The organism is Klebsiella sp. SWET4 (assembly GCF_024296565.1).
In the GTDB taxonomy this organism is placed as follows: domain Bacteria; phylum Pseudomonadota; class Gammaproteobacteria; order Enterobacterales; family Enterobacteriaceae; genus Klebsiella; species Klebsiella variicola.
Window position 1 is genome coordinate 113409 of the sequence record NZ_JANCOB010000007.1, and the last position, 20999, is coordinate 134407.

Below are 20999 nucleotides of genomic sequence, written 5' to 3' on the forward strand. Positions count from 1 at the left end.
GTAGCCCGGATAAGGCGCTACGCGCCGCTATCCGGGGAGGCGCGGAATCTGTCAGTAACGTAGCCGCTGTGTTACCGATGGGCGACAAGCTGTCATTGAACTCTCCCCCGGTCGCGCTGCGCTTACCGGGGCTACCAACCGGATACCAGACCGTAGCCCGGATAAGGCGCTACGCGCCGCTATCCGGGGAGGCGCGGAATCTGTCAGCCGGATGAAAATCAGTACCCGCCACGGGCCTGAGAAACCGCCAGGCCCAGTTGCCAGACGGCCATCGCGTAGTGGGTGCTGTGGTTATAGCGGGTGATGGTGTAGAAGTTCGGCAGCCCGTACCAGTACTCATAGCCGGTGCCGACATCCAGCCGTAGCAGACTGGCCTGCTGATGGTTACCCAGCGGCTGGGTTGGGGTTAGCCCCGCCGCCGCCAGCTGCGACACGCTGTATTTGGTTTTGAAACCATTCTCCAGCCCCGGCGCCTGGCCCAGCGCCTGCACCGCCACCAGATCGCCGCTCACCCAGCCATGCTGTTTGAAGTAGTTGGCCACGCTGCCGATGGCATCCACCGGGTCCCACAGGTTGATATGGCCGTCACCGTTAAAATCGACCGCATACTGCTTATAGGAGGACGGCATAAACTGGCCGTAGCCCATCGCCCCGGCGAAAGAACCTTTCAGATCCAGCGGGTCGTCGCTTTCGCTGCGCGCCATTAACAGGAAGGTTTCCAGCTCCGACGAGAAGTATTCAGCGCGGCGCGGGTAGCTAAATGACAAGGTCGCCAGCGCATCAAGGATGCGGGTTTTGCCCATCACCCGACCCCAGCGAGTCTCCACGCCGATAATGCCGACGATGATTTCCGGCGGCACGCCATAAACCTGATAAGCGCGGTTCAGCGCATCCTGATACTGGTTCCAGAACACCACGCCGTTCTGCACATTATCCGGGGTAATAAACTGTTTCTTGTAGCGCAGCCAGGCGCCGGTCGGCCCGGTCGGCGGCAGGCCGGTCGGCGCCTGACGATCCATCAGCCGCAGGACGTAATCCAGGCGCTTAGCCTGCGACAGGATCTCCTGCAGCTGCTGTCTGTCGAAGCCGTGCTTCGCCACCATCTTATCGATGAACTGCGCCGCCGCCGGGTTGTTGGCGAAGTCGCCGCCCATCTGCATCACGTTATGCTGCGGTTCCAGCAAAAAGCCGCCGGTTCCACTCGCCATCTCCGTTTCCGCGGGGGTCTTGGGTTTGCTGCTGCAGGCAGCGAGGAGCACACAAAGGGGAAGTAAAGCCAGATAGCGACGCTTCAACATGGGAATTCCGTTTAACAAATTCAGCAAGGGATAATTATGGTAAAGCATGCGACGACCAACAAGAAAGCGACAATCCGTTTGTAGACAAAATAGTCCTTCATCGCCCCTTCCCTACATACTGCCATGCGCCTCATCGTTTCATCCTCTTGCCCTCAAACTTTCAAAATAAAATATTTATCTTTCATTTTGCGATCTATTTAACACTTTAAAACCTTTCAAAATGATTAAAATCATCCTGCAGTTAGCAAGAAAAATAACACGCTGAAGGAGAGAACAATGATTGACGTCGTTACCCACGGCGCGGAGTGGTTTATCGGCCTGTTTCAGAAAGGCGGCGAGGTATTTACCGGCATGGTGACCGGGATCCTCCCCTTACTGATCAGCCTGCTGGTGATCATGAACGCGCTGATCAACTTTATCGGCCAGCAGCGGATCGAAAAGCTGGCGCAGCGCTGCGCCGGCAACCCGCTTACCCGTTACCTGCTGTTGCCCTGCATCGGTACCTTTGTCTTCTGCAACCCCATGACCTTAAGCCTTGGCCGCTTTATGCCAGAGAAGTACAAACCAAGCTACTACGCGGCGGCCTCCTATAGCTGTCATTCGATGAACGGGCTGTTTCCGCATATCAACCCCGGCGAGCTGTTTGTCTATCTCGGTATCGCCAACGGCCTCACCACGCTGGGCCTGCCGCTTGGCCCGCTGGCGGTGAGCTACCTGCTGGTTGGCCTGGTAACCAACTTCTTCCGCGGTTGGATCACCGACCTGACCACCTCTATTTTCGAGAAAAAAATGGCGATTCAGCTTGCCCGGAAAGTGCATCTGTCAGGAGCGACATCATGACCCGCATTCGTATTGAGAAAGGCACCGGCGGCTGGGGCGGCCCGCTTGAGCTCGACGTCGTCGAGGGCAAAAAGATCGTCTATATCACCGCCGGCACCCGCCCGGCGATCGTTGACCGCATCGCCAGCCTGACCGGCTGGCAGGCGGTGGACGGTTTTAAAGAGGGCGAACCGGCGGAAAGCGACATCGGCGTGGCGATTATCGACTGTGGGGGTACCCTGCGCTGCGGGCTCTATCCCAAGCGCCGTATCCCTACGGTGAATATCCATGCCACCGGCAAATCGGGGCCGCTGGCGCAGTATATCGTCGAGGATATTTACGTCTCCGGGGTGAAAGAAGAGAACATCAAACTGCTGGAAGATAGCGGCGAGACGGCAGCGCAACCACTCCCTGCCGCGGGCCGCGATTATGACGCCAGCAAAAAGATCACCGAACAGAGCGACGGCCTGCTGGCTAAGGTCGGGATGGGGATGGGATCGGTGGTGGCGGTGCTGTTCCAGGCCGGACGCGACACCATCGACACGGTGCTGAAAACCATTCTGCCGTTTATGGCCTTCGTCTCGGCGCTGATCGGCATCATCATGGCCTCCGGCATCGGCGACTGGATTGCCCATGGCCTGGCGCCGCTTGCCAGCCATCCGCTGGGGCTGGTGACCCTGGCGCTGATCTGCTCCTTCCCGCTGCTGTCGCCGTTTCTCGGCCCCGGCGCCGTTATCGCCCAGGTAATCGGCGTGCTGATCGGCGTCCAGATCGGCCTTGGCAACATTCCACCGCACCTCGCCCTGCCCGCGCTGTTTGCCATTAACGCCCAGGCCGCCTGCGATTTTATCCCGGTAGGCCTGTCGCTGGCCGAGGCCCGTCAGGATACCGTGCGCGTCGGCGTGCCGTCGGTGCTGGTCAGCCGCTTCCTCACCGGCGCGCCAACCGTGCTGATCGCGTGGTTCGTTTCCGGATTTATTTACCAGTAAGAGTTTCCTGAAGATGACCGTCATTTACCACACCACCATTACCCGCATCGGCGCCTGCGCGACGATGGCGCTGGAAGAGCAGATGCTGATCACCTTCCGCGAGGGCGCCCCGGCGGATATCGAAGAGTATTGCTTTATTCACAACCACGGCGAGCTTGCCGGCCCCCTGACGCCGGGCGCAGAGCTGCAGCTCGGCGACAGGCGTTATCCGGTGACCGCCGTCGGCGAGGTCGCCGAACAAAACCTGCGCGAGCTGGGCCACATCACCCTGCGCTTCGACGGCCATCGTGAAGCGGAGTTTCCCGGAACCGTTCACGTCGCCGGCCCGGTGCCGGATGCTATCGCGACCGGCTGCGTACTGAAATTTGTTGCTTAGAAGGAGAGAAAGATGAATCAGGTTGCTGTTGTCATTGGTGGCGGACAAACCTTAGGAGAGTTTCTGTGCCGCGGTCTGGCCGCCGAGGGGTACCGCGTGGCGGTGGTCGATATTCAAAGTGAAAAAGCCAGCCGCGTCGCCCAGGAGATCAACGCTGAATATGGCGAAGGCACGGCATACGGCTTCGGCGCCGACGCCACCAGCGAAGCCAGCGTCACTGCCCTGGCTCACGGGGTGGATGAGATTTTCACGCGCGTCGATCTGCTAGTGTACAGCGCCGGGATTGCCAAAGCGGCGTTTATTAGCGACTTCGCGCTGGGGGATTTCGACCGCTCGCTGCAGGTGAACCTGGTGGGCTATTTCCTCTGCGCCCGCGAGTTCTCGCGGCTGATGATCCGCGATGGCATTAAAGGTCGCATCATTCAGATCAACTCGAAGTCCGGCAAAGTGGGCAGTAAGCACAACTCCGGCTACAGCGCGGCGAAGTTCGGCGGCGTCGGGCTGACCCAGTCGCTGGCGCTGGATCTGGCGGAGTACGGTATTACCGTCCATTCGCTGATGCTCGGCAATCTGTTGAAATCGCCGATGTTCCAGTCGCTGCTGCCGCAGTATGCCACCAAGCTCGGCATTGATGAGAGCGAAGTCGAGCAGTACTACATCGATAAGGTGCCGTTGAAACGCGGCTGCGATTACCAGGATGTGCTGAACGTGTTGATGTTTTACGCCAGCCCGCAGGCGTCGTACTGCACCGGGCAGTCAATTAACGTTACCGGCGGCCAGGTGATGTTTTAAAAGGTTCCCGGATGGCGCTGCGCTTATCCGGGCAAAAAAACCATAGATACTGTTATCGGTTTGCAACGGTTTTGGTTGGGGAAAAACATGTGCTTTGTGTTAATTCCGAGCACATTGCGCTCCCGATATTTCTTCTGCGTTATGGCTCTCATGGCGCAGGGAGCGCACAGAGGGCGGCCAGTCGCCGCCGCCCTCTGTACTCCCGGGCTCTGGCCGCCAAAATCGCCACTTCGTGGTACCTTCGACTTATCCCGGCAGGCTCCGGGTCGGGCCGAGGCAGCGTCCCTGCAAATCACGGCCCTCAGCCCGCATCCATGCGGGCTGCCCCGGCCTTCCGGGAACGTCTCAGCGATTTTGAGGCCACCAACACCGCAGTTTCAGTAGCCATGGTTACAAGATAGAGATCTTAAGCTCACAATGGCACGGACCGTAGGCCGGATAAGGCGCAGCCGCCATCCGGCGCGAAAGTAGCTCTTTACCCGCGGTTATTGCCCGGCGGCGCTACGCTTGCGCGGGCCTACAGATCACATGCCAGCGTAGGTCGGGTAAGGCGTCAGCCGCCACCCGACAAAAAACGGTACCCGGGTTGTACCCGGTACCCCACCTTCAGGAGACATTATGGTTACCGCATTAATCACCGTCGCCGCTATCGCCTGGCTGACTCAGCTGGCTTTCGGCGGCTGGCAAATTCGCCGCTTCAATCGCGCCTTTGATAGCCTTTGCCAGCAGGGCCGCGTCGGCGTCGGCCGTTCCTCCGGGCGCTTTAAACCACGCGCGATTGTCGCTATCGCCGTCGATGAAAACGATCGTATTTGCGATACGCTGTTGATGAAGGGACTCACCGTCTTCGCCAGCCCGCAAAAAATCCCCACGCTTAGCGGTAAACATCTCAAGGAATTGCAGCCTGATGTGATCTTTCCCAATGATCCGCTCTGTCAGAATGCACTATCATTAGCGCTTAATCCGAAACATGCATAATTTCGTTGTGAAAGTTAATATCTTGCGAAATTATCACTTCGAAACTTAAACGCAGGATACAACGCCTATGAAACCACGTCAGCGCCAGGCAGCCATTCTCGAGCACCTGCAATCGCAGGGCAAATGCTCGGTCGAAGAGCTGGCGCAACACTTCGACACCACCGGCACCACTATCCGCAAGGATCTGGTGATTCTGGAGAATGCCGGGACCGTCATCCGCACCTACGGCGGCGTAGTGTTGAATAAAGACGAGGCCGACCCGCCTATCGACCACAAGACGCTGATCAACACCCACAAGAAAGCGCAGATTGCCGAGGCCGCCGTGCGCTACATCCACGATGGCGATTCAATCATCCTCGACGCCGGCAGTACCGTGCTGCAAATGGTGCCGTTGCTGAGCCGCTTCAATAACATCACGGTGATGACCAACAGCCTGCATATCGTCAACGCCCTTTCCGAGTTCGATAACGAGCAGACCATCCTGATGCCGGGTGGCACCTTCCGTAAAAAATCGGCTTCATTCCACGGCCAGCTGGCGGAAAACGCATTCGAACAATTCAGCTTCGACAAGCTGTTTATGGGCACCGACGGCATTGATCTGGTGGCGGGCGTCACCACCTTTAACGAGGTCTATACCGTCAGTAAGGCGATGTGTAACGCCGCCCGCGAAGTGATCCTGATGGCCGACTCATCCAAGTTTGGCCGTAAAAGTCCCAACATTGTCTGCGGCCTTGAACGCGTGGATAAATTGATTACCGATGCCGATATTGACCCTGAATTCCAGCGGGCGCTGGAAGCCAAAGGTATTGAAGTCATTATTACTGGAGAACATCATGAGTAACTTTTTGTTAGAGGCCGGACGCCAGACCCTGATGCTTGAGCTGCAGGAGGCGAGCCGCCTGCCGGAACGCCTGGGCGACGACTTCATCCGCGCGGCGGAAACCATCATCCACTGCGAGGGCAAACTGATTGTCTCCGGTATCGGTAAATCCGGCCACATCGGTAAAAAGCTGGCGGCAACCTTCGCCAGCACCGGCACCCCGGCCTTTTTCGTCCATCCGGCGGAAGCCCTGCACGGCGATCTCGGTATGCTCGATAGCCGCGACGTGATGCTGTTTATCTCCTACTCCGGTAGCGCAAAAGAGCTGGATCTCATCGTGCCGCGGCTGGAAGAGAAATCCATTCCGCTGCTGGCGATGACCGGCAAATCCACCTCGCCGCTGGCGCTGGCGGCGAAAGCGGTGCTGGATATCGCCGTGGAGCGCGAAGCCTGTCCGATGCATCTGGCGCCGACCTCCAGCACCGTAAACACCCTGATGCTGGGCGACGCGCTGGCGATGGCGGTGATGCAGGCGCGCGGTTTCAATGAAGAAGATTTCGCCCGTTCCCATCCGGCGGGCGCCCTCGGCGCGCGTCTGCTGAATAAGGTGCATCACCTGATGCGCCGCGACGAAGAAGTGCCGCGGGTCGATGCCGGGGCCAACGTCATGGACGCCATGCTTGAACTCAGCCGAACCGGGCTCGGCCTGGTGGCGGTCTGCGATGAAACCAACCGCGTGCAGGGCGTTTTCACCGACGGCGACCTGCGCCGCTGGCTGGTTGCTGGCGGTACGCTCAACGATAGCGTCACTCGGGCGATGACCCGCAACGGCGTAACGCTGCAGGCGGAAAGCCGCGCGGTGGAAGCCAAAGAGCGACTGATGAAACACAAAATCAGCGCCGCGCCGGTCGTGGATGAAAACGGTCAACTGGTCGGCGCCATCAACCTGCAGAATTTTTACCAGGCGGGGATCCTTTAAGCCCCAGACGTTTCGCCAGCCGATGCAGGTTGGCGACGTCCAGTTCCAGCGCACGGGCGGTCGCCGCCCAGTTGCGCTGATTCGCCTCCAGCGCGCGGCTAATCGCTTCCCGCTGAAAAGAGTCGGTCGCCTCGCGTAGATTGACCTTCTCTATCGCGGGTGCCGCTGCCGCCGTCTCAGTCGGTAACATCGGCGCGGCCACCGCAAACTGGAAATGCTGCGGCTCCAGCGCCACTTCATCGCCGGCCTGGGTGGCCCGCGCCAGCACCACCGCCCGGTGAATAGCATGCTCCAGTTCGCGCACATTGCCCGGCCAGGACCACTGCTGCAGCCTGTTTCGCGCCGCCTCAGCCAAAATGACCCGCGCCAGCCCCATCCGCAGGCGGCACTGCTCACAGAAATAGCCCGCCAGCAACACCACATCGTTTTCCCGTTCGCGTAGCGCCGGAACCGACAGCGGGAAGACGCTCAGGCGATGGTACAGATCGGCGCGAAAGCGCCCTTCCACCACCTCCTGGCGCAGATCGCGGTTCGTCGCCGCCAGCACCCGCACATCGACCCGCAGACTGCGGTCATCGCCGACGCGCTGAATATCGCCATACTGCAGCACGCGCAGCAGCTTCGCCTGCAACGCCAGCGACAGTTCGCCAATTTCATCAAGGAACAGGGTGCCGTTATCAGCCATCTCAAATTTACCGCTGCGGTTGCTGATAGCCCCGGTAAACGCCCCTTTCACATGGCCAAACAGCTCGCTCTCCGCCACGCTTTCCGGCAGCGCCGCGCAGTTGAGATAGACCAGCGGATTGGCGGCTCGCGGCGATCCCTGGTGCACCGCTTTCGCCACCAGCTCTTTACCGGTGCCGGTTTCGCCGCTTATCAGCACGTTTAAATCCGAGGCGGCGACGATATCGATCTCTTTTTTCAGCTGCAGCATGGGCGCTGACAGGCCGATAATTTCCTGGCGCTCAGGTTGCGCATAATTGACCGGCTGCGCCGGCAACACGTTTTGCGCCTCAAGGCGGGCGATGAGCAGCGCGTTGTTCAGCGCGCCGGCCACCAGCGCGGCAATCAGCCGCAGCTCTTCATCGCTGAAGCTATCGAAACGGTCGGCATTCATACCATCAAGGGTCAGCGCGCCAATCAGCGTCTGTCCGGCAAACAACGGCAGGCCAACGCAGGCGTGAACCTTCAGGCTCTCATGACCGGGGATCAGCCCGTCATAGGGGTCGGGCAAATCGCTATCCGCCGGGAAGCGCACCACATCCCCGGCGCGCGCAATCGCCTCAAGCCGCGGGTGTCCTTCCAGGGCAAAGCGCCGACCAAGCACATCCTGCGCCAGGCCATCGATCGCCAGCGGCACAAACTGATGCGCCTCATAGCGCAGCAGCGCCGAGGCATCGCAGCCGAGGATCTGCCGCAGGGTAGTAATCAGGCGCGAAAAGCGGTCGGTGTGACCAATATCGCTTTGTAAATCAATGGCGATTCTCGCCAGCTCGTCGACGGAAAAACTCATTGCCGCTCCATTGTCATTTTGACAACACGCATTGTCATATCGACTATTTTAGCTATTGTCATTTTGACAGCAACCAAAATCAGAAAAAATTAAAAATAGCTAATTATCAATGAATTAAAAAGTTGGCATGCAACTTGATATAAGCCAGTCAACTGAGTTTAAACACACTGTATTGATTGAGGTTGCTATGTCTATTGCGGTTAAAAATAACATTCTTTGGGTTGGCCAACGTGACTGGGAAGTGCGTGATTTCCACGGCACCGAATATAAAACGCTGCGCGGCAGCAGCTACAACAGCTATCTCATCCGCGAAGAGAAAAACGTGCTGATTGATACCGTCGATCATAAATTCAGCCGCGAGTTCGTGCAGAACCTGCGCAGCGAAATCGATCTCGCCGACCTCGACTACATCGTCATTAACCACGCCGAAGAGGACCATGCCGGCGCGCTGACCGAACTGATGATGCAGATCCCGGATACGCCGATCTACTGCACCGCCAACGCCATCGACTCGATCAACGGCCACCATCATCATCCTGAGTGGAACTTCCACGTGGTGAAAACCGGCGATACTCTCGATATCGGTAATGGTAAACAGCTGATCTTCGTGGAAACGCCGATGCTGCACTGGCCCGACAGCATGATGACCTACCTGACCGGCGACGCGGTGCTGTTCAGCAACGACGCCTTCGGCCAGCACTACTGCGACGAACACCTGTTCAACGATGAAGTGGACCAGATTGAACTGTACGAACAGTGCCAACGCTACTACGCCAACATCCTGACGCCCTTCAGCCGCCTGGTGACGCCGAAAATTACTGAAATCCTCGGCTTCAACCTGCCGGTGGAGATGATTGCCACCTCCCACGGCGTGGTCTGGCGCGATAACCCGACGCAAATCGTCGAGAAATACCTCGAGTGGGCGGCGGATTATCAGGAAGATCGCATCACGATTTTCTACGACACCATGTCCAACAACACTCGTATGATGGCGGACGCCATTGCCCAGGGGATCACCGAAGTTGACCCGCGGGTGGCGGTAAAAATCTTCAACGTCGCCCGCAGCGACAAAAACGAAATTCTCACCAACGTTTTCCGCTCGAAAGGCGTGCTGGTGGGCACCTCCACCATGAACAACGTGATGATGCCGAAAATCGCCGGGCTGGTGGAAGAGATGACCGGGCTGCGTTTTCGCAATAAACGCGCCAGCGCCTTTGGCTCACACGGCTGGAGCGGCGGCGCGGTAGACCGCCTGTCCACCCGCCTGCAGGATGCCGGCTTTGAGATGTCGCTGAGCCTGAAAGCCAAATGGCGCCCGGATATCGACGCGCTGGAATTGTGCCGCCAACACGGACGCGACATCGCCCGCCAGTGGGCCCTCTCGCCGCTGCCGGTTGCTGAAGCAGCGACAACGCCGGAACAACAGGACTGTGCCTGTGCCGCCGCCGCGGCCGCCGATCTCGGTCCCATGATGCAGTGCAGCGTGTGCCAGTGGGTCTATGATCCGGCGAAAGGCGAACCCAACCAGGATGTCCAGCCGGGTACGCCGTGGAGTGAAGTGCCGGACAATTTCCTCTGCCCTGAGTGTTCTCTTGGCAAAGATGTCTTTGACGTACTGGCGACGGAGGCAAAATGAGTGATGGCATCGTCATCATCGGCTCGGGCTTCGCGGCCCGCCAGCTGGTGAAAAATATCCGTAAGCAGGATACGCAAATCCCGCTGACCTTAATCGCCGCCGATAGCATGGATGAATACAACAAACCGGACCTCAGCCATGTCATCAGCCGCGGGCAGAACGCCGACGATCTGACCCTGCAAAGCGCCGGCGAGTTCGCCGAGCAGTACACTCTGCGCCTGTTTCCCCACACCTGGGTGAGCGATATCGACGCCGGAAACCGGTTAGTGAAGAGCCAGGATAACCAGTGGCGCTATGACAAACTGGTGCTGGCCACCGGGGCGACGCCGTTTATCCCCCCGGTACCGGGACGCGAGCTGATGCTGACGCTGAACAGCCAGCGCGAATACGGCGCGGCGCAGAGCCAGCTGCACGACGCCAGGCGGGTGCTGATCGTCGGCGGCGGCCTGATTGGCTGCGAACTGGCGATGGATTTCTGCCGCGCCGGTAAAGCGGTAACGGTAGTCGATAACTCAGCCAGCGTGCTGGCGGCGCTGATGCCGCCGGAGGCCAGCAGCCGCCTGCAGCATCGGCTTACCGAGATGGGCGTACACCTGATGCTGAAAACGCAGCTTGAGGGGCTGGAGCAAACCGCCGACGGCATCCGCGTCAGCCTCGATCGCCAGCGCGCGATAATCGTCGATGCGGTGGTGGCCGCCGCCGGCCTGCGCCCGGAAACGTCGCTGGCGCGCCACGCTGGATTGCAGATTAACCGCGGCGTGGTGGTCAATAACCAGCTGCAAACCAGCGACCCGGCGATTTACGCCCTCGGCGACTGCGCGGAAATCAACGGTACGGTACTGCCGTTCCTGCAGCCGATTTTACTCAGCGCCATGTGCCTGAGTAAAAACCTTCTGGCGCAGACGGGCGAGCTCACATTGCCGCCAATGCTGGTGAAAGTGAAAACGCCGGATCTGCCGCTGCATCTGGCCGGCGACACCCGCCGCGACGATCTGACGTGGAATATCGTAGCCGCCAAAGAGGGGCTGGTAGCGAAAGGCGTGGATGCCGAAAACCAGCTGCGCGCCTTTGTGGTGAGTGAAGACAAAATGAAGGAAGCCTTTGCGCTGCTCAAACAGCTGGTGAGTTGATTACCGTCCAGGCAGCCCTGTTTTGCCGGGTGGCGCTACGCTTACCCGGCCTACGGAGGCCGCCCGTAAGCTCATATACTGTAGGCCCGCGCAAGCGCAGCGCCGCCAGCGCAGGGGGCGGCGTCTGGCCGCTCCCTGCGCCACGGAAAACAGAGTGCCGAAAAATTAACCGGGAGCGCAGGTTCGGTTAACACTCAAAACGTTGTTTCTGTCTGAGCCGACTCCTGCAGCACCTGCAGAATGTTGGCTGCGGCGGCGGTCCCCATTTTCACGTAAGAGGCATCGCTAACGCCACCCACATGCGGAGACAGAATGACATTATCAATCGCCTGCCAGATATGCGGCGTGGTGAGTGGTTCACTGTGAAAGCTGTCGAGCGCCGCCCAGCGCAAGGTCCCCGCTTTTAATGCTGCGGCCAGCGCCACATCGTCAATCAACCCGCCGCGCGCAGTATTCACCAGGATAGCGCCCGGCTTACACTGCGCCAGCGTGGCGGCATTGATCATTCCTCTGTTGTGTTGCGTCAAGGGACAATGAAGGGACAGAACATCGGCCTGCATCAGCAGGTCTTTGAGTTCGTCAACACGTTCACATTCCGGCGGGACCGTTTTCGCGTAGGGATCGTAAGCCAGAACCTTCATACCAAAGGCGACGGCAATTTTCGCCACACGGCTGCCAATAGCGCCGAGGCCGACCAGTCCCAGCGTTCTGCCCTCAAGTTCGAGTGATTTATGCGTTGATTTATCCCAGTGCCCTTCACGCAGGCGGCGGTCAAGCGGAATTACCGACTTGGCACAGGCCAGAATTAACGCCCAGGTGTGTTCGGAAACCGCGGCGGCATTGGCCCCCGTCGCCGCGCGAACCATTATGCCGCGCGCGGTGGCCGCCTCAACGTCAATGACATCAATGCCGCTGCCATGTTTGGCAATCACCTTCAATGCCGGGGCGGCATCCATGACGGCGGCCGTGATTTTGCCATAGCGCACCAGTATCGCGAGCGGATTGTGCTGCTGGCACAAGGCTATCAGCTGGGATTCTGTTGGCTGGCGGCCGGCAAAGACAAGCTCGTAATCTTCCAGCATCTCCAGCGCTGCTGCAGCCAAATCGCTGCCGGTAATCAGGATGACGTTTTTAGCGCTCATGGCAGTGTCTCCCCTTCGCTCAGCATCCCTGCCTGACGCAGAGCGCTCTCCAGCCAGTGCGGACGAAGGTCGCCGTCGCGGATAGCAACCAGACGTTTTGATTCCATCGCCAGTTTGCCTTTCGCCAGTTCGATGATGGTGCGAACTTCATCGCGCGGGATAACGACCACGCCGTCAATATCCCCTACCACTAAGTCACCTGCCTGCACGGCGGCGCCACCGACTGAAATAGCGTGATTGACCCTGCCTGGAATGAACTTGGTGGGGCCGCACGGATTCAGGCCGGCGGCGAAAACCGGAAAGCGTTGGTTACTTAAGGTTTCCGCATCGCGAACGGCGCCGTCAATGATAATCCCTGCGATACCGCTGGCCTGGGCCTGCGTCGCCATGATCTCTCCCAGCAGCGCGCAGGAGAGATCGCCCTTCCCGTCGATGACCAGCACATCGCCAGGTTTGGCGACGGCCATTGCGGCGTGAATAGCGAGGTTATCCCCCGGGCGGACCTCTACGGTAATCGCTGGCCCGGCAACCGCCATATGCGGCGCCAGCGGCTTGATGCGGCCATGTAATGTGCCACGGCGTCCGGCCACGTCAGCCAGAATGGCGGCCTGAAATTCGGCGGCCTGGCGGACCTCTTCCGCGTCAACACGCGCAATATCAAAGTTGATGAGTTTCTGTTGCGAAGCAGGCATGGTTACTCTCCATTTGTTTTACTGGATACAACTCACGTGTACTATATAAAACAACTATACGAGCATTGCTTCGCTTTTCGCCAGTGTTGCGAAGTTGTTTGTGATGTAAACACGAAGTTACTCACAAAATTCAGGTACAATTTTGTTCGGCAAAAAGGAGAACATGATGGGGAATGAAGGCGTAATTGCCGTTGAAAAGGCGCTGGCTTTACTTGATTGCTTCCGTCCCGGTAATGACAGTCTGACGTTAACGGAGCTGGCCCAGCTTTCGGGATATCACAAAACAACCGTTTATCGCCTGATGAATTCGCTTGAGCGAATGAACTACATCATCCGGCACGACGATGGCACCTATACGCTCGGCCACCGTCTGCTCTATCTCGGCAAGCTCTATGAGCAATCATTTGAACTTGCCAGAGTCGTACAGCCGGAATTGCAGGCGCTGTCACAGGCCTCCAGCGAAAGCGCGAGCTGGTATGTGATTGAGGGGGGACAGCGCCTGTGTCTGTTCCGCGCCGAAGCCTCCCAGGGATTACGCCACAGCAACCTGCCCGGCAGCCAGTTCCCGCTGGATGGTTCCGCTATCAGCAAGGTTTTACGCCACTGGGGATTGGGTGAATCGTTGCAGGAAGACGAACCGACGCTGCCGTTCTATACCTCCGGCGCGCGCGACCCGCACACCGCGGCCTTCGCAATGCCGGTGTTTGGCGTCCACGATAAACTGATCGCGGCGCTGGCCCTGACCGGGCCGGCATCGCGTCTGACGGAAGATCGTAAAGAAAACGGCATCAGCCAGCTCATGCAGGAGACGGCCAACCGCCTGTCGCTCAAGCTAGGCGCCAGCAAGCCATTCTGCGAAAGGTTTTACGGTCTGAAAGAGTAAGATTGGCTAAGAAGGCGGGAAAAATCCCGCCTTTGCTTATTAATGGGTCATCTGTTTTTCCTGCCTGGCAGTCTGCGAGTAACGCCGTCCCATGGCCAGCACCGCAATGCCGCCTGCCAGACACAAGGCGGCCAGCGGCAGCATCGCCAGCGTATGGCTTCCTGTCCGTTCGCTAATAATGCCATAGGCATTCACCATCACCGCGCCGCCAATCAGGTTGGCGATCGCGCCGATGGCCGCCAGCCCGGCGGCGGCTGACGTGCTGCTCATCCAGCCCGATGCCAGCGCCCAGAAGGGGCCCTTCGCCGCATAAGCGCCAATCAGTATGGTACTGAGGATCATAATGGTGGCCGGAAGCGACAGATTGATAAACGCCGCGAACACGCCAGCCGCAATCATAAAGAGGGTGAGAGCCGTGTGCCAGCGGCGTTCATTGTTCCGGTCCGAACTACGTCCCCAGACAATCATCAGCACCGAGGCCAGACCATAGGGGATGGCATTCAGCAGCCCGGTGGTCAGGTTATCAAGATGGAACGACTTCAGCAGCTGTGGAGACCAGACGCTAAGCGTGGTGCCGGCAGACGACGCACCGGCGTAAATCAACGCCATCAGCCAGATTTGGCGATGCTTCAACAGTTGCCATGTGGTGGTATGGCCGATCTGTTTCTGCTGTTGGCGCTCCGCCTGAAGCGTGTTTTCCAGCCACGTCTTCTGCCGGTCGTTTAACCAGGCAGCCTGATGCGGGCGGTCGCGCAAAATAAAGAAAGCGGCAATCCCCAGCAGCACCGCCGGCAACCCTTCAATAATGAATAACAGATGCCAGCCGCGCAGCCCTAACCAGCCATCCAGCATCAGGATCAGCCCTGAAAGCGGTGAGCCGATAAAGTTAGCCAGCGGAATGGCCACCATAAAAGAGGCAATGATGCGCGCACGGTAGCGTGACGGGATCCACCAGGTAAGATAGAGCACCACGCCCGGGAAAAAGCCCGCTTCGGCAGCGCCCAGTAAAAAACGGACGATGTAAAGGGAGGTGGTGTTTTGCACCAGCGCCATACACATCGATACCACTCCCCAACTGATCATAATGCGCGGGATCCACAAGCGGGCCCCCACCTTCTGCATCGCCAGGTTGCTGGGCACCTCAAAGATAAAATAGGCGACAAAATACAAACTGCTGGCGAAACCAAAAGCCGCCTTACTCAGGCCCAGATCCTCATTCATCTGCAGCGCAGCCATACCAATATTGCCCCGGTCAATAATCGACACCAGGTAGCTGACAACCAGGAAAGGCAGGATGCGCCAGATAACCCGCCGCATGGTTTCTTTTTCCAGCGCATCGTTATCGATAGCGCGGTTCGGTAATTGATCGGTCATGGTTTCCTCGCAGGGTTTCATTATGTTTATCAGGAAAACGATGTAGTGACGAAATAAGTGACTTCAGCCTGATGCGTCCGTTTTGCCGCGTCCGGAGATGAGGATGGGCTGCCTGGGTTGTCATGTTGCTTCACCAGGTAACGCAAGCCACACGTTTCTGGCCGCAAGGTGCGGCGCGGTAACGATCTCCATGAACATCTCGCTATTGTTGCACTCTGTACAACTTAGTTTTATTTTACAAAACTACTATAACGAGGCTGTCGTGTTTTTATCCAGTTAACGAGTGGTTTAAATTATGTAAATAAGAGGTAAATCACAGATGCTTCGGGTCGTTAAAACGAGGGAAAATGAAGATTTGATAAAAAATAATAATTTTTCAATGAGTTAAGTAATTGAGGTTATTGACGCAGAGGGATGCATCACCAGGACCTGGGTCAGCCTGCGCAGCGCCGCCGGGCAGATCGGGTAGCCCGGCTAAGCACAGCGCAAGCCGGGAAAATCTCCAGGTTAACGCGCCAGATTGTCGTAGCCGCGCCAGCGGTAGTTAAGCACCGACAGCGCCCAACAGGCGACGAACAGCCCCACCACCACAAATCCGGCGTCGCCAAGGTTATCGTTTAACATCCCCACCCAGCGCCATATCCCGCCGCTGAGCGCAAACTTATCCATCAGCAGGCCCAGCGCTTCCAGGCCGCCGATAAACAGCGCCACCACCACCGAGGTGCCGGTGATGGTCATATTGTAATAGAGCTTGCGCTGCGGTTTGCTGAACGCCCAGCCGTAGGCGCCGACCATCAGCACGTTATCGAGGGTATCCACCAGCGCCATACCGCTGGCGAACAGCGCCGGGAAGACCATAATCGACCAGACGGAAATCCCGCTCGACGCGCCGGCGGCGGAGATACCCAGCACGCCGATTTCGGTAGCGGTATCAAAACCGAGGCCGAACAGGAAGCCGACCAGGTACATCTGCCAGCTGCGGCTGACCAGACGGAAGGTTTTGCCAAACAGCCAGCTCATCACCCCGCCGCCGCTGACGATTTCGTCGCTCACTTTCTCACCGCGCTTCCACGCCCGAAAGCTGCGCCACACGCTGCGTAAAATCACCAGGTTGATAAAGGCCATCGCCAGTAAAAACAGGGCCGACACGGCGGTGCCGATGACGCTACCGGTGTCATGCAGCCAGCTCATCTGCGCGCTGAAGGCCGTGGCGGTCGCGGCAATCGCCGCCGAGGCCAGCACCACAATCGATGAGTGGCCCAGCGAGAACCAGGCCCCGACGGCGAATGGCCGCCGCCCCTGCTGCATCATCTTGCGGGTCACGTTATCAATCGCCGCGATGTGGTCGGCATCAACTGCGTGGCGCAGGCCGTAGCCCCAGGCCAGCAGGCTGGCGGCCATCAGCGCGCCGCTGTCGCCAAAAGCCTGCAGCGCCCAGCACCAGGCCAGTAAATTCGCCGCGATCAACCCCAGCACCAGACCCGCGGCGCGCGGCTGCTGGCGTAAAACTGTCATTATCATGATTGTGTTCCTTGAGCCTGCCCGCGGGCGGCGGCGATCACCGCCTGACCATATGCGATTGCGCCGTCGCCGGCCGGCAACTGCTGCGCAAACAGCAGAGTAAAATCCGCCAGATAAAAGGTCAATCGCGCCGCCAGCAAGCGGTTATGCAGCACCCCGCCGGTGCAAACTATCGTGTCGATGCCGCGAGCGGTGGCGCAGTCGCAGGCCATCGCCGCCAGCCCACAGGCCAGGGCGTCATGGAAGGCCCAGGCTTTCTGCGCCGGGGTCGCCTGCCAGCCCAGCCATTGTCGCCAGAAGGTGGCTAAGTCCAGCACGTCGTCGCGCCACGGCAGCGTAACCGGGTGGCTGACGCCGGGGCAGCTGACGGCCAGCGCTTCCAGCCGACAGGCTGCTTCGCCTTCATAGCTCAGGCTCTCCGGCGCACAATCCAGCGCGCAGGCAACGGCATCAAACAGCCGTCCGCAGGACGAGGCGCGTGGCGCGTTAATGCCGCGATCGATGGCCTGCGCCAGCAGCGGCCAGTTGCGCTGGCGGAGGGGGGCGGTCTGCGGATAATCCTGCCAGTCAGGGACAAAGGCCAGGCACTGAGCCAGCAGATTTCGCCACGGCTGGCGCGCTGCCAGGTCACCGCCCGGCAGCGCGACGGCCGGCAACCCGCCAAGATGTTCGCACTGGCGATAGTTAACCCGCAGGCACTCCCCGCCCCACAGCGCGCCGTTCTCCCCCATGCCGATGCCGTCGAGGGTCAGGGCGATAACGTCGCCGCCGTCAAGCGGCCAGCGGTGCTCGGCCAGGCACGCCGCAGCATGAGCATGGTGATGCAGCACCGTCTCCACCGGCAGCGACAGGGACGCCGCCCACTGCGTTGAACGATAGCCGGGATGGGCATCAACCACCACCCACTGCGGCACAAACGCGTAAATGCTTTGCATCAGTTGCAGGGTGCTGTGCCACTGCTGTTCAACGCCTTCCTCGCCAAGATCGCCAAAGTGCTGGCTCAGCACCGCTTCGCTGCCGCGCGCCAGGCAGAAGGTATTTTTCATATCCGCGCCGAGAGCCAGCAGCGGCGGGATGTCTCGTAGCCCCGGCGGCAGCGGCAGCGCATCCGGGACGTAGCCCCGGGCGCGGCGCAGCATTTCACCGCTTGACCGCACCAGCGAATCATCCATTCGCTGCAGGATGTCGCGATTATGCAAGAGAAAGCCGTCGGCAATGTCGGCTAAGTCGTTGAGCGCCTGAGCATTACTTAACGCCGGCGGACGGCCGCTAAGGTTGCCGGAGGTCATGACGATGGGGCGCGCCAGGGCCTGCAGAAGCAAATGCTGCAGCGGATTAGACGGCAGCATCACCCCTACTTCCGCAAGTCCTGGCGCAATCTTGTCACACAGGCCGGAGACCTGCGCTTTAGCAATCAGTACGATGGGCGCCGCCGGGGAGCCCATCAGCGCCGCGGCGTCGGCGGGTAAGCCCGCCGCTGACGGCAACATTACCGCCAGCGGTTTCGCCGGACGGTGTTTCCTCGCCCGCAGCGTGGCAACGGCAGCGGGATTACCGGCATCGCAGGCCAAATGAAAGCCGCCGATGCCTTTTATCGCCACGATGTCGCCTGCCGCCAGCCGCGTGATGGCCGCCTGCAGCGCCGCCTCGCTGTTCAGCGTTTCCCCCTCTGCCCGCCATTCCAGCCGCGGCCCGCAGTCGGGGCAGGCCACCGGCTGGGCGTGAAAACGGCGATCCGCAGGATCGCGGAACTCCGCCTCACAAGGGGAACAGAGCGGGAACGGCGCCATTGCGGTGAAAGGCCGGTCGTAGGGCATGGCGCGGATAATGGTTAACCGCGGCCCGCAGTGGGTGCAGTTGATAAAGGGGTAGCGGTAGCGGCGCGCCCGGGGATCGTTCATCTCCGCGAGGCACGCCGGACAGGTCGCGGCATCGGGCACGATCTGAGTGCGCATGCATCCCACCCCGCTCTCGCGGATGGTGAAATCCTTCGGCGTGGCCGTCCAGCAATAAGGGGTGCAGTCGGTGCTGTCGATACGCGCCAGCGGCGGGCAGTGGTCAGCCAGAGCGGCAGTAAAACCATCGTCGCCCCCGGCCAGCCGCACGAGGACGCCGTCACCGTCATTACAGACATCGCCGCAGCGGGCCTGCGTCCGGGCCAGCTGCCAGACAAAGGGGCGGAACCCCACCCCCTGCACTTTACCGCGAATGCGGATTTGCACCCCGTTCATGCCACGACTTACCAGGCCAGCGCCGTACGGCGACGTTTCTCGATATTCATCTGCTCGAGTTTATTGCGGTCAACGCACACCAGGGCGTGCGTCGGGCAGACTTCCATGCAGGCCGGGCCGCTCTCGCGGTGGAAGCAGAGGTCGCACTTGTTGGCTTCGGCTTTTTCCGCCACGACGTTCAGTCCGGCGCCGCTATGGCGGATCACCGGGCGCACCACCACCTCCATCGCCCCGTACGGGCAGGCAACAACGCAGGTTTTGCAGCCGATGCAGCGCTCCTGCATCACATGGACAAAGCCTTTATCGCGGCTGATGGCGCCGTTCGGGCAGACGTTGGCGCAGGGGGCGTCTTCACACTGACGGCAGGCGGTCGCCGTGGAGACATTGACCCCTTTGATCACGTGAATACGCGGTTGAAAGGTATGAGGCGTCAGGGCGGCGCAATCCTGATGTTCCTGATGGGACACCACGCAGGCCACTTCGCAAGTGCGACAGCCGATACATTTGCTCGCATCGGCGATAATGAAACGGTTCATCCATTTCTCCAGCAGTAAGAAGGTTAGGCGCCGGAGTATGCATAATACGTTCCAGTTTTTATGTCATTGATAGTTAATAGAATTAAATCGAACATTTGCTGTCATCGTCAGTAGTGACGATGACAGCTGACGACGTCAGGCACAGGGACCCGCCACCAGTGAATCACGCTCAATTAGCGCCCCGGGGAAGCTCTGCTGAAAGTTGAACTCCCCACCATCCAGCATAAATATCAGCCGATTGATGCTCTCTTTAATCATCTCCGTCACCGGTACCCGAACGCTGGCGAGCGACGGCACCATATACGGCGCCAGCACAATATCATCAAACCCCACCACCGAGACCTGATCCGGAACCTTAACGCCCAGCTGGTGAAGCTGCTTCATCGCTCCGATCGCCATATCGTCATTGCTCGCCACCAGCGCGCTGTAGGTCACCCCGCGCTGACGCAGGATCTCCACCGCCGCCGCGCCGGTTTCCGGCGTCCAGCGCCCCTCCGCGATGAGCGCCTCGTTCAGGGCGATGCCATGGCCAGCCAGCGCGTCTTTGTAGCCGGCAAGGCGTTCGACGCCGGTGGGTGAGTCAAGGGAGCCGGTAATAAAGGCGATATCGCGATGGCCAAGCGCAATCAGCCGCTCCACCACCCGCATCGCCGAGGCTTTTTGATCGGACCAGACACAGTGGCTGGCGTGGCGACGCAGGCGGCGGTTAAGCACCATGATCGGCTGCGAGTGGTTCTCAACGATCTCGTCCATCTCGTCAACGGTGAGAAAGCGCGGGTAGATGATGATCGCATCGCAGCGCAGGTCCAGCAGGTACTGGATCGCCTCCCGCTCCTCTTGCGCGCTGTGCTTGCCGTCGGCCAGGATCAGCTGTCGTCCCTTGTCTTCCGTCATCCGCGCCACGTGATACAGCAGCTCGCTGAAATAGACGCCGTGGTACAGGGTGTTGGTCACCACCAGGCCCAGGGTTTGCGTCGTTTTGGTCGCCAGGTTGCGCGCCAGCAGATTAGGCCGATAGCCGCTCTCCGCCACCGCCTTAAACACCCGGTCTTTGGTCTCCTGACTGACATAGCCGTTGCCCGACAGTACCCGCGAAACGGTTGCCTTCGATACCCCCGCGCGCTTTGCGACCTCCAGCATCGTTGCCATGTGATTCTTCCTGTTGCAAAAGTTGCAGGCAGTGTACTGCACGTTTCCCGCTTTTACAGCATTCCCCTGTTCACCACCGCGATCCGGCTCACGGCGACGCTTCGCGATCAAAATCACAAAATTGAGATCATCTTTTTTTAT

The 20999-nt window shown here is 59.5% G+C and carries 19 protein-coding genes; 10 read left to right on the top strand and 9 right to left on the bottom strand.

Annotated features, from left to right (window positions below):
- Nucleotides 1-218: 218 nt before the first annotated feature.
- Entirely contained in the window at nt 219-1298 is a 1080-nt protein-coding gene (gene mltB / locus NKJ21_RS16970) for a lytic murein transglycosylase B (protein WP_012540785.1), read from the bottom strand.
- 276 nt (nt 1299-1574) lie between these two features.
- Between mltB and NKJ21_RS16975 the strand changes: the two genes are divergently transcribed.
- The 7 genes from NKJ21_RS16975 to gutQ all read left to right on the top strand — a co-directional run bounded on the left by NKJ21_RS16975 (nt 1575) and on the right by gutQ (nt 7051).
- Nucleotides 1575-2138 carry a PTS glucitol/sorbitol transporter subunit IIC gene (locus NKJ21_RS16975; RefSeq protein ID WP_016161686.1) on the top strand — a complete coding sequence of 188 codons (564 nt, stop codon included), beginning with the start codon at nt 1575-1577 and terminating at the stop codon, nt 2136-2138.
- On the top strand, nt 2135-3106 hold the full coding sequence (locus NKJ21_RS16980; RefSeq protein WP_012540783.1) for a PTS glucitol/sorbitol transporter subunit IIB: 972 nt from the start codon (nt 2135-2137) through the stop codon (nt 3104-3106). Before NKJ21_RS16975 ends, NKJ21_RS16980 begins: the two co-directional genes overlap by 4 nt.
- Before the next feature lie 13 nt (nt 3107-3119).
- Nucleotides 3120-3482: a PTS glucitol/sorbitol transporter subunit IIA gene (gene srlB, locus NKJ21_RS16985; RefSeq protein WP_008806160.1), complete on the top strand. Its 363-nt coding sequence runs from the start codon at nt 3120-3122 to the stop codon at nt 3480-3482.
- A gap of 12 nt (nt 3483-3494) precedes the next feature.
- Complete coding sequence (gene srlD, locus NKJ21_RS16990) at nt 3495-4274, top strand: sorbitol-6-phosphate dehydrogenase (protein WP_008806161.1); 780 nt, start codon at nt 3495-3497, stop codon at nt 4272-4274.
- A 618-nt stretch (nt 4275-4892) separates the two neighbouring features.
- On the top strand, nt 4893-5252 hold the full coding sequence (gene gutM / locus NKJ21_RS16995) for a transcriptional regulator GutM (RefSeq protein WP_012540781.1): 360 nt from the start codon (nt 4893-4895) through the stop codon (nt 5250-5252).
- A gap of 67 nt (nt 5253-5319) precedes the next feature.
- Nucleotides 5320-6093, top strand: coding sequence for a DNA-binding transcriptional repressor (locus tag NKJ21_RS17000; RefSeq protein ID WP_008806163.1), 774 nt, complete (start codon nt 5320-5322; stop codon nt 6091-6093).
- Nucleotides 6086-7051 (top strand): arabinose-5-phosphate isomerase GutQ, encoded by a 966-nt coding sequence (gutQ, locus tag NKJ21_RS17005; RefSeq protein ID WP_008806164.1) that lies wholly within the window; start codon nt 6086-6088, stop codon nt 7049-7051. The genes NKJ21_RS17000 and gutQ overlap by 8 nt, the downstream gene beginning before the upstream one ends.
- Here the strand turns inward: gutQ and norR are convergent.
- A complete protein-coding gene (gene norR / locus NKJ21_RS17010) occupies nt 7014-8564 on the bottom strand; it encodes a nitric oxide reductase transcriptional regulator NorR (protein ID WP_254733015.1) in 1551 nt (516 codons plus the stop codon). The genes gutQ and norR overlap by 38 nt on opposite strands.
- Nucleotides 8565-8751: 187 nt before the next feature.
- On the opposite strand from norR, the gene norV reads away from it, so the two are divergent.
- Both norV and norW read left to right on the top strand, forming a co-directional pair.
- Nucleotides 8752-10200 (top strand): anaerobic nitric oxide reductase flavorubredoxin, encoded by a 1449-nt coding sequence (gene norV / locus NKJ21_RS17015; RefSeq protein WP_072125712.1) that lies wholly within the window; start codon nt 8752-8754, stop codon nt 10198-10200.
- The gene (norW, locus tag NKJ21_RS17020; protein ID WP_254733017.1) at nt 10197-11330 is read left to right on the top strand and encodes an NADH:flavorubredoxin reductase NorW; all 1134 of its coding nucleotides are present in this window, start codon (nt 10197-10199) and stop codon (nt 11328-11330) included. Before norV ends, norW begins: the two co-directional genes overlap by 4 nt.
- Before the next feature lie 194 nt (nt 11331-11524).
- Here norW and NKJ21_RS17025 read toward each other — a convergent pair whose 3' ends face one another.
- Both NKJ21_RS17025 and NKJ21_RS17030 read right to left on the bottom strand, forming a co-directional pair.
- Nucleotides 11525-12472 (bottom strand): hydroxyacid dehydrogenase, encoded by a 948-nt coding sequence (locus tag NKJ21_RS17025; protein ID WP_008806168.1) that lies wholly within the window; start codon nt 12470-12472, stop codon nt 11525-11527.
- Nucleotides 12469-13164, bottom strand: a complete 696-nt coding sequence (locus NKJ21_RS17030) for a diguanylate cyclase (protein WP_008806169.1) — start codon at nt 13162-13164, stop codon at nt 12469-12471. Before NKJ21_RS17030 ends, NKJ21_RS17025 begins: the two co-directional genes overlap by 4 nt.
- A gap of 166 nt (nt 13165-13330) precedes the next feature.
- Here NKJ21_RS17030 and NKJ21_RS17035 point away from each other — a divergent pair, with 166 nt between their 5' ends.
- The gene (locus tag NKJ21_RS17035) at nt 13331-14047 is read left to right on the top strand and encodes an IclR family transcriptional regulator (protein ID WP_008806170.1); all 717 of its coding nucleotides are present in this window, start codon (nt 13331-13333) and stop codon (nt 14045-14047) included.
- A 39-nt stretch (nt 14048-14086) separates the two neighbouring features.
- Here the strand turns inward: NKJ21_RS17035 and NKJ21_RS17040 are convergent, their stop codons facing one another.
- The 5 genes from NKJ21_RS17040 to NKJ21_RS17060 all read right to left on the bottom strand — a co-directional run bounded on the left by NKJ21_RS17040 (nt 14087) and on the right by NKJ21_RS17060 (nt 20858).
- A complete protein-coding gene (locus NKJ21_RS17040; RefSeq protein ID WP_012967366.1) occupies nt 14087-15421 on the bottom strand; it encodes an MFS transporter in 1335 nt (444 codons plus the stop codon).
- Nucleotides 15422-15928: 507 nt separating this feature from the next.
- On the bottom strand, nt 15929-16942 hold the full coding sequence (locus NKJ21_RS17045; protein WP_008806172.1) for a HoxN/HupN/NixA family nickel/cobalt transporter: 1014 nt from the start codon (nt 16940-16942) through the stop codon (nt 15929-15931).
- The gene (hypF, locus tag NKJ21_RS17050) at nt 16939-19173 is read right to left on the bottom strand and encodes a carbamoyltransferase HypF (RefSeq protein WP_080928918.1); all 2235 of its coding nucleotides are present in this window, start codon (nt 19171-19173) and stop codon (nt 16939-16941) included. The genes NKJ21_RS17045 and hypF overlap by 4 nt, the downstream gene beginning before the upstream one ends.
- 8 nt (nt 19174-19181) lie before the next feature.
- Nucleotides 19182-19709 carry an electron transport protein HydN gene (hydN, locus tag NKJ21_RS17055; protein WP_008806174.1) on the bottom strand — a complete coding sequence of 176 codons (528 nt, stop codon included), beginning with the start codon at nt 19707-19709 and terminating at the stop codon, nt 19182-19184.
- Between the two features lie 135 nt (nt 19710-19844).
- Nucleotides 19845-20858, bottom strand: coding sequence for a LacI family DNA-binding transcriptional regulator (locus NKJ21_RS17060; RefSeq protein WP_022065321.1), 1014 nt, complete (start codon nt 20856-20858; stop codon nt 19845-19847).
- Between the last annotated feature and the right edge of the window lie 141 nt (nt 20859-20999).